At 54.6% G+C, this 14,520-nt stretch carries 14 protein-coding genes; 12 read left to right on the top strand and 2 right to left on the bottom strand.

What is annotated here, in order from left to right; genetic code table 11:
• Positions 1–176: 176 nt before the first annotated feature.
• A complete protein-coding gene (gene xthA, locus ACW14G_RS05290) occupies positions 177–980 on the bottom strand; it encodes an exodeoxyribonuclease III (protein ID WP_065357619.1) in 804 nt (267 codons plus the stop codon).
• A gap of 449 nt (positions 981–1,429) precedes the next feature.
• On the opposite strand from xthA, the gene astC reads away from it, so the two are divergent.
• From astC to spy, 6 genes are all read left to right on the top strand, one after another.
• Positions 1,430–2,650: a succinylornithine/acetylornithine transaminase gene (astC, locus tag ACW14G_RS05285; protein WP_249021967.1), complete on the top strand. Its 1,221-nt coding sequence runs from the start codon at positions 1,430–1,432 to the stop codon at positions 2,648–2,650.
• Positions 2,647–3,681 carry an arginine N-succinyltransferase gene (gene astA, locus ACW14G_RS05280; RefSeq protein ID WP_163445677.1) on the top strand — a complete coding sequence of 345 codons (1,035 nt, stop codon included), beginning with the start codon at positions 2,647–2,649 and terminating at the stop codon, positions 3,679–3,681. Before astC ends, astA begins: the two co-directional genes overlap by 4 nt.
• Complete coding sequence (gene astD / locus ACW14G_RS05275) at positions 3,678–5,156, top strand: succinylglutamate-semialdehyde dehydrogenase (RefSeq protein WP_249021966.1); 1,479 nt, start codon at positions 3,678–3,680, stop codon at positions 5,154–5,156. Before astA ends, astD begins: the two co-directional genes overlap by 4 nt.
• Positions 5,153–6,478 (top strand): N-succinylarginine dihydrolase, encoded by a 1,326-nt coding sequence (astB, locus tag ACW14G_RS05270; RefSeq protein ID WP_163445673.1) that lies wholly within the window; start codon positions 5,153–5,155, stop codon positions 6,476–6,478. Before astD ends, astB begins: the two co-directional genes overlap by 4 nt.
• Positions 6,479–6,487: 9 nt before the next feature.
• Complete coding sequence (gene astE, locus ACW14G_RS05265) at positions 6,488–7,465, top strand: succinylglutamate desuccinylase (protein ID WP_249021965.1); 978 nt, start codon at positions 6,488–6,490, stop codon at positions 7,463–7,465.
• Between the two features lie 318 nt (positions 7,466–7,783).
• Positions 7,784–8,290, top strand: a complete 507-nt coding sequence (gene spy, locus ACW14G_RS05260; RefSeq protein ID WP_167576126.1) for an ATP-independent periplasmic protein-refolding chaperone Spy — start codon at positions 7,784–7,786, stop codon at positions 8,288–8,290.
• A gap of 82 nt (positions 8,291–8,372) precedes the next feature.
• Here the strand turns inward: spy and nadE are convergent, their stop codons facing one another.
• On the bottom strand, positions 8,373–9,200 hold the full coding sequence (gene nadE, locus ACW14G_RS05255) for an ammonia-dependent NAD(+) synthetase (RefSeq protein ID WP_163445667.1): 828 nt from the start codon (positions 9,198–9,200) through the stop codon (positions 8,373–8,375).
• Between the two features lie 218 nt (positions 9,201–9,418).
• On the opposite strand from nadE, the gene osmE reads away from it, so the two are divergent.
• From osmE to ACW14G_RS05225, 6 genes are all read left to right on the top strand, one after another.
• The gene (gene osmE, locus ACW14G_RS05250) at positions 9,419–9,760 is read left to right on the top strand and encodes an osmotically-inducible lipoprotein OsmE (protein WP_163445665.1); all 342 of its coding nucleotides are present in this window, start codon (positions 9,419–9,421) and stop codon (positions 9,758–9,760) included.
• Positions 9,761–10,045: 285 nt separating this feature from the next.
• Positions 10,046–10,366: a PTS sugar transporter subunit IIB gene (locus tag ACW14G_RS05245; RefSeq protein WP_163445663.1), complete on the top strand. Its 321-nt coding sequence runs from the start codon at positions 10,046–10,048 to the stop codon at positions 10,364–10,366.
• A gap of 81 nt (positions 10,367–10,447) precedes the next feature.
• Positions 10,448–11,806 (top strand): PTS N,N'-diacetylchitobiose transporter subunit IIC, encoded by a 1,359-nt coding sequence (chbC, locus tag ACW14G_RS05240; protein ID WP_163445661.1) that lies wholly within the window; start codon positions 10,448–10,450, stop codon positions 11,804–11,806.
• A gap of 54 nt (positions 11,807–11,860) precedes the next feature.
• Entirely contained in the window at positions 11,861–12,208 is a 348-nt protein-coding gene (chbA, locus tag ACW14G_RS05235; protein ID WP_163445659.1) for a PTS N,N'-diacetylchitobiose transporter subunit IIA, read from the top strand.
• Between the two features lie 25 nt (positions 12,209–12,233).
• Complete coding sequence (gene chbR / locus ACW14G_RS05230) at positions 12,234–13,058, top strand: transcriptional regulator ChbR (protein ID WP_163445657.1); 825 nt, start codon at positions 12,234–12,236, stop codon at positions 13,056–13,058.
• Positions 13,059–13,162: 104 nt separating this feature from the next.
• The gene (locus tag ACW14G_RS05225; RefSeq protein WP_163445655.1) at positions 13,163–14,509 is read left to right on the top strand and encodes a 6-phospho-beta-glucosidase; all 1,347 of its coding nucleotides are present in this window, start codon (positions 13,163–13,165) and stop codon (positions 14,507–14,509) included.
• Positions 14,510–14,520: the final 11 nt, after the last annotated feature.

The following is a 14,520-nucleotide window of genomic DNA, read 5'->3' as shown; positions in this document are numbered from 1 at the left end:
CAGGAGCTTAGAGGCTGTGCGGTACCGACTTCTTTTGCATGGGGTCCTCCTGCCGGGAAGAAAAGGTGCGCGCGACGTTATTATACAATCCAGAGTCCAGCAAGAGTTTAGCGCCTGTTTATTGATTTTGCTCAGAATTATTTGGGTAGCCCTGCGCGGACTACCCAGGATAACGCTTACTTAAAGGTTGCCCACACCGGCGCGTGATCCGACGGTTTTTCCATCGCGCGAATTTCATAGTCGATGCCGGTTTCCACGCAGTGCGCCGCCAGCGGGGTGCTTGCCAGCAGCAGATCGATACGCAGACCACGGTTGTCATCAAACCCTTTGGAACGATAGTCAAACCATGAGAAGCGGTCGTGGGTTTCCGGGTTAGCGTTACGGAAGGTATCCACCAGGCCCCAGCCCAGCAGGCGCTGCATCCACTCGCGCTCTTCCGGCAGGAACGAACACTTACCGGTGCGCAGCCAGCGCTTGCGGTTCTCTTCGCCAATACCGATGTCGAGGTCGGTCGGGCTGATGTTCATGTCACCCATGATCAGCACCGGGTTCTCTTTACTCAGGCGGGTTTCCAGGTAGTCCTGCAGATCCTGGTAGAATTTGGTTTTCGCCGGGAATTTGGTCTCGTGATCGCGGCTTTCCCCCTGCGGGAAATAGCCGTTAATCACCGTGACGTTACCAAACGGCGACGGCACTTCGGCAATGATAATGCGGCGCTGGGCGTCCTCATCATCGGTCGGGAAGCCGCGATAAACGGCAACCGGCTCGGCTTTTGTCAGCATTGCGACGCCGTAGTGGCCCTTCTGACCATGGTAGAAAATGTGGTAACCGAGCTTTGCGACCTCTTCCAGCGGAAACATGTCGTCGTGAACCTTTGTCTCCTGCAGGCCAATCACATCGGGCTGATGCTTTTCGACGATGGCTTCCAGTTGATGAGGACGGGCGCGCAGGCCGTTGATATTAAAAGAGACAAATTTCATAGTCGTCGCCACTTTGCAGAATGAATTGTGACGGGATAGTAGCAGAATTTAACGTTGCCCGCTGCCTTCGCCCAGCGGTATCACCGATTTCTTTTATTGCCGCTGCCATCCGGGCGAGCAAAATTTGCACCAGGTTGAGGCAATCTGCGCCGTTATGAGGCGTAAATCTACGATAAATTTCGCAGTCGATCACAAATCCAGAATGATATTTTGCTGATGCATAATATTTCTTAATTTCCCCCTGCAACATCGCTGTATGACATTAATATTCACTTTATATGCAATTATGATGAATAAGGTGACCTTGTAACCTATTGATATTTCGTATTCGCTCTCCGTTTATGCACTTTTTCTCCTCGCTGGCACGAACCGTGCAATCTACATTTACAGTGAAATGCACTCAATTAATTAACAAAAAATAAACCATTTATTTACCTGTCGAGGTCGCTATGTCTCAGTCAATCAGCCGTCAAGATTTTGAACAGTGGATGATGCCGGTTTACGCACCGGCACCGTTTATTCCGGTACGCGGTGAGGGCGCCTGGCTGTGGGATCAACAGGGTAAGGGCTATATCGATTTTGCGGGGGGGATTGCCGTGAATGCGCTGGGGCACGCCCATCCAGCGATGATCCGCGCGCTGACCGAGCAGGCGGGGAAATTCTGGCATACCGGTAACGGTTATACCAACGAACCGGCGCTGCGGCTGGCGAAACAGTTGATTGACGCCACCTTTGCCGATCGCCTCTTTTTCTGTAACTCAGGCGCTGAGGCCAACGAAGCGGCGCTGAAGACGGCGCGTAAATATGCTCATGACCGCTTTGGCAGCCACAAAAGCGGCATCGTGGCGTTTAAAAACGCATTTCATGGCCGCACGCTGTTTACCGTCACCGCCGGGGGACAGCCCGCATACTCACAGGACTTCGCGCCGCTGCCGCCGGATATTCGCCACGGCGTTTATAACGACATCGACTCCGCCCGCGTACTGATTGACGACGATACCTGCGCGGTGATTGTGGAACCTATCCAGGGTGAAGGCGGCGTGATCCCGGCCGCGCTTGAGTTTCTGCAAGAGCTGCGCGCGTTGTGCGATCGCCACCACGCGGCGCTGATTTTTGACGAGGTGCAGACCGGCGTAGGGCGCACCGGCGAGCTCTATGCCTATATGCACTACGGCGTCACGCCGGACCTGCTCACCACGGCGAAAGCGCTGGGCGGCGGATTCCCGATAGGCGCGCTGCTGGCGAGCGAAGCCTTTGCCAGCGTGATGACGGTGGGCACCCACGGTACAACCTACGGCGGCAATCCGTTAGCCTGTGCGGTCGCCGGCGAGGTGCTGTCGATTATCAACACCCCACAGGTGCTCAACGGCGTGAAGCAGCGCGAGCAGTGGTTTAAAGAGCGCTTGCAGGCCATTAACGCGCAGTTTGGGCTGTTTAAAGAGATTCGCGGCGTCGGTTTGCTGATTGGCTGCGCGCTACGCGATGAATATGCCGGTAAGGCCAAACAGATAAGCCTGTTGGCCGCCGAAGAAGGGCTGATGGTGCTGATTGCCGGGGCCAACGTGGTCCGTTTTGCCCCGGCGCTTATCGTCAAAGAAGAGGATGTGACCCTCGGTCTCAACCGCTTCGCTGCCGCCTGTGAACGTTTTGTCGCGGGAGAGTCATCATGATGATTATCCGTCCGGTTGGGGCCGGCGATCTGCCTGGCCTCTTAACCCTCGCAGGGGAAACGGGCGGCGGGCTGACCTCGCTGCCCGCCGATGAACAGACGCTGGCGGCGCGTATCGCCCGCTCGCAGGCGACCTGGCAGGGAACGTTGCCGCGCGGTGATCAGGGGTACGTTTTCGTGCTGGAAGATACCCGCAGCGGCGCGGTGGTGGGGGTGTGCGCCATCGAAGTGGCGGTGGGGATCAACGACCCCTGGTACAACTATCGGGTCGGAACGCTGGTGCATGCCTCGAAAGAGTTAAACGTCTACAACGCGCTGCCGACGCTGTTTTTGACCAACGATCATACCGGCAGCAGCGAGCTGTGCACGTTGTTCCTTGACCCGGCGTGGCGCAAAGAGAGCAACGGTCATTTGCTATCATCCTCGCGCTTCTTATTTATGGCAGCCTTTCGCGATCGCTTCAACCATAAGGTGGTGGCGGAAATGCGCGGCGTGATTGACGAACACGGCTACTCGCCGTTCTGGGAAAGCCTGGGAAAACGCTTCTTCTCGATGGAGTTCGCCCGCGCTGACTACCTGTGCGGTACCGGTCAGAAGGCGTTTATCGCCGAGCTGATGCCGAAACATCCGATCTACACCGATTTTCTCAGTGAAGAAGCCCGCGCGGTGATCGGGCAGGTTCATCCGCAAACCGCGCCGGCGCGAGCGGTGCTGGAAAAAGAGGGATTCCGTTACCGCGATTATGTCGACATTTTTGACGGCGGCCCGACGCTGGAGTGCGAAATCGACCGGGTGCGCGCGGTGCGCAAAAGTCGCCTGGTGACGGTGACGGAAGGGGAAACCGGCGGCAGCGACCTGCCGCTGTGCGTGGTTGCGAATGAACAGTATCAGCACTATCGCGCCATGCTGGTGCACGCCGACCCGGCGGGCGAAACCCTGACGTTAAACGCTGAGCAGCTGGACGCCCTGAACTGTCATCCGGGCGATGCGGTTCGCCTGGTCCGCCTGTGCCCTGAGGAGAAGAAGATATGAGCCTATGGATTAATGGAAAATGGCTGATCGGCGAGGGACCGCGCCGTCAGCGCGCCAATCCGGTCAGCGGTGAAACGGTATGGCAGGGTCACGATGCCAGCGCTCTGCAGGTAGAATCCGCCGTGGACGCGGCCCGGCACGCCTTTCCTGCCTGGGCGAAGCGCGCGTTCAGCGAACGTCAGCAAATTGTTGAAACGTTTGCCAGTCTGCTGGAGGCGAACAAAGCGGCGCTGACGGAAACCATCGCCCGCGAGACGGCGAAACCGCGTTGGGAAGCGGCGACCGAAGTGGCGGCGATGATCAATAAAATCGCCATTTCCGTGAAGGCTTATCACAGCCGGACCGGCGAAAGCCATGCCGATATGGCCGATGGCGCGGCGACGCTACGCCACCGGCCACACGGCGTGCTGGCGGTGTTCGGCCCCTATAATTTCCCCGGTCATTTGCCGAACGGCCATATTGTTCCCGCGCTGCTGGCAGGAAATACGCTGGTGTTTAAGCCCAGCGAACTGGCGCCGGACTGCGCCCAGGCCGTAGTGAAGCTCTGGGAACAGGCGGGGCTGCCGCCGGGGGTACTCAATCTTGTGCAGGGCGGTCGTGAGACCGGCGAAGCGCTGAGCGTCCAGCCGGGTATTGACGGCGTGTTGTTTACCGGCAGTTCGGCGACTGGCTTCCATCTGCATTGTCAGCTTGCCGGGCAGCCGCAAAAAATGCTGGCGTTGGAGATGGGCGGCAACAACCCGCTGATCGTTGATGAACCCACGGATATCGATGCCGCCGTACACCTGACCATTCAATCGGCGTTTATTACCGCCGGACAGCGCTGTACCTGCGCGCGTCGACTGCTGGTCAAGCGTGGCGCGCTGGGTGATGCCTTTTTACAGCGGCTGGTGGAGGTAAGCGGGCGTATTATTCCCGCGGCCTGGGATGCCGAGCCGCAGCCGTTTATTGGCGGGCTGATCTCGGCGCAGGCGGCAGAGCGCGTGCACCAGGCCTGGCAGATGCAGGTAGAACATGGCGGTGTGACATTGCTGACGCCGCGTTTGTTACAGCCGGGTACCTCGCTGCTGACGCCGGGTATTGTTGAGCTGAGCGAAGCACATGATATCGCCGATGAAGAGGTGTTCGGGCCGTTGCTGGGCGTCTGGCGCTATGATGATTTCGACCAGGCTATCGCGCTTGCCAACGCGACGCGCTATGGGCTCTCCTGCGGGCTGATTTCACCGGAACGGGATAAATTTGAGCGCCTGCTGCTGGAAGCGCGGGCCGGTATCGTGAACTGGAATAAACCGCTCACCGGAGCGGCCAGCACCGCGCCGTTTGGTGGCGTCGGCGCGTCCGGCAACCATCGTCCGGGAGCCTGGTATGCCGCCGATTATTGTGCGTGGCCGATGGCCAGCCTTGAAGCGCCGACGGCGACCTTGCCGGCGACGCTCAACCCAGGGCTGGATTTCCAGCGCGAGGTGCCATCATGAACGCCTGGGAGGTGAATTTTGACGGTCTGCCGGGGCTAACGCACCACTACGCCGGGCTGTCGTTTGGTAATGAGGCCTCGACCCGCAACCAGTATCAGATTTCAAACCCGCAGCGGGCGGCGAAGCAGGGGCTGCTGAAAATGAAGGCGCTGGCGGATGCCGGTTTCCCGCAAGGCGTGATCCCACCGCAGGAGCGGCCGAACGTGGCGCTTCTGCGCCAGCTTGGTTTTAGCGGCCGCGATGAGCAGGTGGTCGCGAAGGCCGCCGCACAGGCACCGGAACTGTTGAGCGCGGCCAGTTCGGCGTCAGCAATGTGGGTCGCGAACGCGGCGACGGTATGCCCCTCGGCGGATGCTTTAGATGGCAAGGTGCACCTGACTGTCGCCAATCTCAGTAGCCTGCTGCACCGCGCCAGCGAAGCGCCGACCACTCAGGCCGTGCTGCAGGCCATTTTTGCGCATCCGGCGCACTTTGCCGTACATGGCCCGCTGCCATCGGTGGCGGCGCTGGGCGATGAAGGGGCGGCGAACCATAACCGGCTGGGGCGTGACTATGGGCAGCCGGGGACGCAGCTGTTTATCTACGGTCGTGATTCGCTGAACGCCAGTCAGCCGCAGCGTTATCCGGCGCGACAAACGCGAGCCGCCAGTGAGGCGGTGGCGCGTCTCAATCAGCTTAACCCTAACCAGGTGATTTTTGCCCAGCAAAATCCGCAGGTGATTGATCAGGGCGTGTTCCACAACGATGTGATCGCGGTCAGTAACCGGCAGGTGCTGTTTTGCCACGAGCAGGCGTTTGTCGATCAGCCCGCGTTGCTGCGCCAGCTGGCACTGAAAGTACCGAACTTCATGCCGATTGAGGTTCCCTCCTCGAAAGTGACGGTTGCCGAAGCGGTGGCAACGTATCTGTTTAACAGCCAACTGCTCAGCAAACCCGACGGCAGCATGCTGCTGGTGCTGCCCGGCGAAGCGCAGGAGCATCCGCGCGTCTGGCGTTATCTCAACGCGCTGCTGGCGCAGGATAATCCGATTGACGAACTGAGGGTGTTCGACCTGCGCGAAAGCATGGCCAATGGCGGTGGGCCTGCGTGCCTGCGTCTGCGGGTAGTGCTGACCGACGATGAGCGCAGGGCGGTGAACCCGGCAGTGATGATGAACGATACGCTATTTGCCACGCTCAATGACTGGGTTGACTGTTATTACCGCGATCGTCTGACGCAAGCCGATCTCGCCGACCCGCAGTTGCTGGTGGAAGGGCGCGAAGCGCTGGACAGATTAACCCAGATTTTACAGTTGGGATCGATCTACCCTTTTCAGCGCTAAGGAGGCGGCATGAAACAATTTCTGGCGTTAACGCTGGCGGGGAGGCTGCCGCCGCAGCCGGAGGGCGAAACGGCCAACTTTCGCTGGGAGTGGCGTGAAGCCGGCGTGCTACAGCTGACGCCGCATCAAAGTTGCTCGCAGGCGATGGTGCTGTCGGCGGGGATCCACGGCAATGAGACCGCGCCGGTTGAAATCCTCGATAATCTACTGACCGCATTAATCAGCGGCAAACAGGCCTTGCGCTGGCATTTGCTGGTGGTATTGGGTAACCCGCCAGCGCTGCGTGATAACAAACGCTACCTGCACAGCGATCTCAACCGGATGTTTGGCGCCCGCTGGCGGCATTTCCCGGTGAGTGATGAAACCGTACGCGCCGCCAGCCTCGAGCAAACCGTAGCGGCGTTTTACCAGCGCTGCCCGGCTGAGACGCGCTGGCATCTTGATATGCATACCGCCATTCGCGGTTCTCATCACCCGCGTTTTGGCGTATTGCCGATGCGAGAGACCCCGTGGGACGCGGATTTTTTACGCTGGCTGGGCTCGGCGGGGCTGCAGGCGCTGGTGTTTCATCAGGCGCCGGGGGGAACGTTTACCCATTTTACCTGCGAAACGTTTGACGCGCTGTCCTGCACGCTGGAACTGGGTAAGGCACGACCTTTCGGACAAAACGATCTTAGCCAGTTCGCGCTGTTTGAGCGACAGCTGGCGAATTTGCTGGCGGGGGAATCTGGCGGTGGCGCAGCGGCAACGCCGCTTTACTACCGGGTGGTGCAGCAGATTACCCGCCGCAGCGCGGACTTCCGGCTGCATATGTCCGCGCAGACGCTGAACTTCACGCCTTTCGCGAAGGGGACACTGTTGGCGGAAGACGGTGATACGCGCTACGTGGTGGAATCGGCCTGTGAGTATGTCTTGTTCCCCAACCCGGACGTGGCGTTGGGGTTGCGTGCTGGCCTGATGTTAGAACGTTGCCCGCCTGCTATATAGCGAAAAAAGCCGCACAGCATTGTGTTGCGGCTTTTTATTTTGGCGTTCTGATGGTATTACGGATTATTCCTGGAATATTGCTTTATTAATAATCGGCGCTGCTTTATACTTTTAAGAAAATCTCTTATTAATCATCGTATTGAATATTTTCGTTGCAACTCTCCACACTTTATCCTTAATTTCATCATAATTGGCGAAAAATTGTTTTTTACACTTTCATTGTTTTACTCTCGCTCTGATTAATTGACGATAAACCCCGTAAAGTTAATCTCGTCAACACGGCAATGCGCCGTCAGAATAACTGAAAGTAAGGACTTAATGATGAAAAAATTAACTGCTCTGTTTGTTGCTTCTACTCTGGCTCTGGGCGCGGCTAATCTGGCTCATGCGGCAGATACGACTTCTACCACCACCACCGACGCCACGCAGCCGGCAGGTAAAATGATGCATCATCACAAAGGTAAGATGGGCCCGCGTCACGATATGATGTTCCAGGGACTGAACCTGACCGATGCGCAGAAACAGCAGATTCGCGACATCATGAAAGACAACCGCGAACATATGAAACGTCCGCCGCAGGAAGAGATGCGTGCGATGCATAACCTGATTGCCAGCGACAGCTTCGATAAAGCGAAAGCGGAAGCGCAGATTACGAAGATGGAAGAGCAGCATAAAGCCATGATGCTGTCTCGTCTGGAAACCCAGAACAAGATTTACAACATCTTAACCCCGGAACAGAAAAAGCAGTTTAATGCTAATTTTGAGAAGCGTCTGACAGAACACAAAGCGCCAGAAGGTAAAATGCCTGCTGCGCCTGCCGAATAATCCACTCGGCACACTGTCTTAAGACCGCCGGAGTTGCCCATAAATGCCAAAAGGCTATGGGCAGCTCCGGCGGTTTTCTTCTTTATTTCTTCCAGAAATCATCAAACACGGTAATCGGCGGACGGCGCTTATGCTCGGTCTTCAGATACCAACCTTCGATGGTCTTCGCCAGCTCTGGCGCCAGCGTTTTGCCTTCCAGATAATCGTCAATATTGTCGTAGGTGACGCCCAGCGCCACTTCGTCTGGCAGAGAAGGGCGGTCATCTTCGAGGTCGGCGGTGGGGGCTTTCTTATAAAGATGCTCCGGACAGCCGAGGGCGGCCAGCAGCTGTTTGCCCTGGCGTTTATTGAGACGGAAGATCGGGTTAATATCGGTGCCGCCGTCGCCGTACTTGGTAAAGAAGCCGGTGATAGCTTCCGCGGCGTGATCGGTCCCGACCACTACGCCGTGAGTCATACCTGCAATACTGTACTGGGCTTTCATACGTTCGCGAGCTTTTTCATTACCGCGAACAAAGTCGCTCAGCTCGATACCCGCTTCACGCAGTGCCTGCTCGCTGGCCAATACAGCACCTTTAATATTAACGGTCAGCACGCGATCCGGCTGGATGAAAGCAATCGCGTCCTGGCAGTCCTGTTCGTCGGCCTGAACGCCGTAGGGCAGGCGTACGGCGATAAACTGCAGCGCGCTATCGCCGCTTTCCGCCCGCAGTTCATTAATAGCCTGCTGGCACAGTTTACCGGTCAGGGTAGAGTCCTGGCCGCCGCTGATGCCCAGCACCAGTGATTTGATAAACGGATAGGTCTTCAGGTATGACTTAAGAAAATCCACGCTGCGACGGATCTCTTCTTGTACCTCAATCTGCGGTTTTGCGCCGAGCGCCTGAATAATTTCTTGTTGTAATGCCATTTACCCCTCCGGAATGTAGTGTGCCAGCCTTGCCGTTAGCCCATCAGAACAAAGTGTTAAAGCTACCTCTTTGACGGTAAAACGACAAGGATCACAGTTTTGACTGCGGTAAATTAATCCGATTTTTCGGTCCTGATGAGATTGATTTCGGCGTATTGGTTGATAAATAGCAATATTTATCCCACGCTTATTACACATTGAACGAAAGGAGAGGGAACATGAATAAAAAAGTCGTAGGGCTTCTGGGCGCCGGCGCTGTGCTGGCGATGCTGGCGGGTTGTACTGCATACGATCGTACTAAAGATCAGTTTACTCAGCCGGTGGTCAAAGATGTTAAAAAAGGGATGAGCCGTTCACAGGTAATGCAAATTGCCGGCAAACCGTCTTCTGAAGTCACCATGATTCACGCTCGCGGCACCTGCCAGACCTATATCCTGGGTCAACGAGATGGTAAAGCTGAAACCTATTTTGTGGCTCTCGATGAGACTGGCCACGTGATCAACTCCGGCTACCAGACGTGTGCTGAGTACGATACGGACCCGGCTGCTGCTAAGTCATAATCGTGTGTTTATAGGATGCCTACGAAAACCCGACCTTTGTGTCGGGTTTTTTTATCAGATCTGATGCTTATTTCTTGTCGCGAATTATTTTGAGCAAAGTGTGAAGACAGTCAAAACCGAAGGTCAATGAGAGACAATTTTTGCCTGTTAAGAATTATCAGTAGGCAAATTGTTGCCGTATACTCAATGCATAAACAGAAGATAACTCATCTGTTACATACGAGGGTAGTGGGCACATGGAACATCGCCCGGTGATGACAGATTTCACAAGTTGAGGAAGCGTGAATGGAAAAGAAACATATCTATCTTTTTTGCTCTGCGGGGATGTCCACTTCATTGTTGGTATCTAAAATGCGAGCGCAGGCTGAGAAGTACGAAGTACCGGTAGTGATCGAAGCATTCTCAGAAGCTTTTGCCGCAGAAAAAGGCCCGCAGGCAGATGTTATTCTGCTCGGCCCGCAAATCGGCTATATGCTGAACGATATTAAAAAGATTTTACCGAACAAGCCGATCGAAGTTATCGATTCAACGTTGTACGGTAAGGTAGATGGTTTAGGCGTGCTTAAGGCAGCGGTTGCTGCAATTAAAAAAGCCGCTGCGCAATAATTTTATAATTTTCCCGTCAAAGAGTTATTTCATATTTCAATCGCCGCAATATTAATTGCGGCCTTTTAAGGGTATTTTTCTATGAGTAAAGTGATCGATTCGCTTGAAAAGGTACTCCTTCCTTTTGCCGTTAAAATAGGAAAACAGCCACACATTAATGCGATTAAAAACGGTTTTATTAAATTAATGCCGCTGACCCTTGCAGGGGCCATGTTTGTATTAATTAACAACGTTTTTCTGAGCTTTGGTGAGGGATCATTCTTTTATTCAATGGGTGTTCGCCTGGACGCGTCAACCATTGACACGTTAAACAGTTTTAAAGCTATTGGCGGTAACGTTTATAACGGTACTTTAGGTATTATGTCGCTGATGGCGCCTTTCTTTATCGGTTCCGCCTTAGCGGAAGAGCGTAAAGTTGACCCGATGGCGGCTGGCCTGTTAGCGGTAGCGGCATTTATGACCGTCACCCCATACAGCGTTGGCGATGCCTATGCGGTTGGCGCGAACTGGCTGGGTGGTCAGAACATCATTTCCGGTATGATTATCGGTCTGGTGGTGGCTGAACTGTTCACTTTCGTTATCCGTCGCAACTGGGTTATCACTCTGCCAGACAGCGTACCGTCCTCGGTGTCGCGTTCCTTCTCGGCGTTAATTCCAGGCTTCCTGATCCTGTCCATCTTCGGCATCATCTCGTGGATTCTGTCTTCTTACGGCAGCAACTTCCACCAGATCATCATGGACTCCATCTCCAAACCGCTGGCGGCAATGGGTGGCGTGGTTGGCTGGGCATACGTACTGTTCAACTCCCTGCTGTGGTTCTTCGGTGTGCATGGTTCACTGGCGCTCACCGCGTTGGACAACGGCATCATGACCCCATGGGCGCTGGAAAACATCGCGCTGTACAACCAGTACGGCTCTGTTGATGCGGCTATCGCTGCGGGCCAGCAGTTCCACTTCTGGGCGAAACCGATGCTGGATTCCTACATCCTGCTGGGTGGTTCCGGTGCGACTTTAGGCCTGATTATCGCTATCTTCATCGCCTCTCGCCGCGCTGACCATCGTCAGGTTGCGAAACTGGCTCTGCCGTCGGGTATCTTCCAGATTAACGAACCGATTCTGTTTGGTCTGCCAATCATCATGAACCCGGTTATGTTTATCCCGTTCGTGCTGGTACAACCGATTCTGGCTGCTATCACCCTGGCTGCTTACTCGATGGGTATCATCCCTCCGGTAACCAACCTGGCACCGTGGACCATGCCAACCGGCCTGGGCGCCTTCTTCAACAGTAACGGAAGCGTCGCGGCGCTGCTGGTCGCACTGTTCAACCTCTGTGTCGCAACGATGGTGTACATGCCGTTCGTGATTATCTCGAACAAAGCGCAGGCCACCATTGAAGAAGAAGAAAGCGAAGAAGACATCGCTGCCGCTCTGAAATTCTAATGCCAATGCGGTATGGAGCCGGTCTCCATACCGCCCTCAACAAAAGGAATAAATATGTTTGATCTGGATAATGTCGTTGCTGAGGACGTGCAGGAAAACGATCTCGAAGAAGTGGTGATGGGCCTGATTATCAACTCCGGACAGGCGCGCAGCCTGGCATACGCCGCGCTGAAGCAGGCGAAGCAGGGTGATTTTGCTGGCGCGAAAGCGACCATGGAACAGTCCCGCGTTGCCCTGAGCGAAGCGCACCGTGTGCAAACGCAGCTGATTGAAAGCGATGAAGGCGAAGGCCGTATGAAGGTAAGCCTGGTGCTGGTTCATGCGCAGGATCATCTTATGACGTCAATGTTAGCGCGTGAGCTGGTTGCTGAATTGATCGAACTTCACGAGAAGGTACAATAGGCTTTTCCCTATGAGGCAACCTAAGATGATCACCATGGAAATCAACACCGCCCGAGAACAACAGCTCTTTAACGGTAAGAATTTTCATGTCTTCATCTACAACAAAACGGAAAGCATCAGCGGGCTGCACCAGCATGACTACTACGAGTTCACTATCGTACTGACCGGGCGCTACTATCAGGAGATAAACGGCAAACGGGTTATGCTGGAGCGCGGAGACTTTGTCTTTATCCCGATGGGTTCACATCACCAGAGCTTCTATGAGTTTGGCGCGACGCGAATCCTCAACGTCGGAATCAGCAAAGACTTCTTCGATACCCACTATCAGTCGCTGGTTCCGTTTGCGCTGGTTGCATCACAAGTCTATTCGATTAAAAGCACGTTTCTTAGTTACATTGAGTCGGTTATTTCGTCACTGCACTTTCGTGAAACGGAATTTGACGAATTTATTGAACTGGTTTCCTTCTACGTGATTAATCGCTTACGCCATTATCGCGAAGAACAGGCGCAGGATGTGACGCCGCAGTGGTTAAAATCTACTGTCGAAGCCATGCACGATAAATTAAAGTTTGGTGAAGGCGCGTTGGAGAATATGGTCGAGTTATCCGGGAAAACCCAGGAATATTTAACCCGAGCCACCCAACGCTATTACGGTAAAACACCGATGCAGATTATTAATGACATCCGCATCAACTTTGCCAAGAAACAGCTGGAAATAACGAATTACTCGGTGACCGATATTGCGTATGAGTCAGGTTATAGTAGCCCAAGTTTGTTTATTAAAACTTTCAAGAAGCTAACCTCATTCACACCGAGCAATTATCGCAAACAGCTGACGATTATCAAATAACGCGCTGCGGAATCACTCCGCAGCTCTGAATTAAAGACTTTAACTATCCACGTATAATGTGGAGGGTAACCCACGTTTACTTGTGGATCACGAGGGAGAAAGAGATGAGCCAGAAATTAAAAGTCGTCACAATTGGTGGTGGTAGCAGCTATACGCCGGAATTGCTGGAAGGTTTTCTCAAGCGTTATCACGAACTGCCGGTCAGCGAACTGTGGCTGGTTGACGTTGAAGATGGCCAGGAGAAGCTGGATATCATTCATGCCCTTTGCCAGCGCATGGTGGAAAAAGCCGGCGTACCGATGAAGGTCTATAAGACGCTGAATCGCCGCGAAGCGCTCGAAGGTGCCGACTTTGTGACTACGCAGCTGCGCGTTGGTCAGCTCAAAGCCCGTGAGAAAGATGAACGTATCCCGCTGAGCCATGGTTACCTGGGGCAGGAAACCAACGGCGCTGGCGGCCTGTTTAAAGGTCTGCGTACCATTCCGGTGATTTTCGACATCATTAAAGATGTGGAAGAAGTGTGCCCGAACGCGTGGGTGATTAACTTTACCAACCCGGCGGGAATGGTGACCGAAGCGGTCTATCGCCACACCAATTTCAAACGCTTTATCGGCGTGTGCAACATTCCAATCGGCATGAAGATGTTCTTCACCGACGTATTGCGCCTGAGTGAGAAAGACGATCTTTCCATCGACCTGTTCGGCCTGAACCACATGGTTTTCGTACGCGATGTGCTGGTCAACGGCGAGTCTCGTTTTGCTGAACTGCTGGACGGCGTGGCCTCCGGTACGCTGTCGGCGAACACTGTGAAAAACATTTTCGATATGCCGTTTAGCGAAGGCCTGCTGCGTTCTCTGAACCTGCTGCCGTGCTCTTATCTGCTGTACTACTTCAAGCAGAAAGAGATGCTGGCTATCGAAATGGGCGAGTATTACAAAGGCGGCGCGCGTGCGCAGGTGGTGCAGAAGGTTGAGAAGCAGCTGTTTGAGCTGTACAAAAATCCGGACCTGAACGTCAAGCCGAAAGAGCTGGAACAGCGCGGCGGGGCCTATTACTCCGATGCGGCGTGTGAGGTGATCAACGCTATCTACAACGATAAGCAGACTGAACACTACGTGAATATTCCGCACCACGGTCATATCGACAACATCCCGGCGGATTGGGCGATTGAAGTCACCTCCATCCTGGGCCGCGACGGCGCGAAACCGCACCCGCGCGTCACGCATTTTGACGAGAAAGTGCTGGGTCTGATCCATACCATCAAAGGTTTTGAAATCGCGGCCAGTAAGGCAGCGATCAGCGGTGAATTTAACGATGTGCTGTTGGCACTGAACTTAAGCCCGCTGATCCACTCTGATAAAGATGCAGAGATTCTGGCGCGCGAACTGATTCTGGCCCATGAAAAATGGTTGCCGAACTTCGCTGCCACCGTGGAGAAACTGAAACAGTGACAGGAGGCATG

The organism is Kluyvera sp., assembly GCF_965301105.1.
Note: the sequence above shows the minus strand (reverse complement) of the source record. Positions and strands in the feature narration are given on the sequence as shown.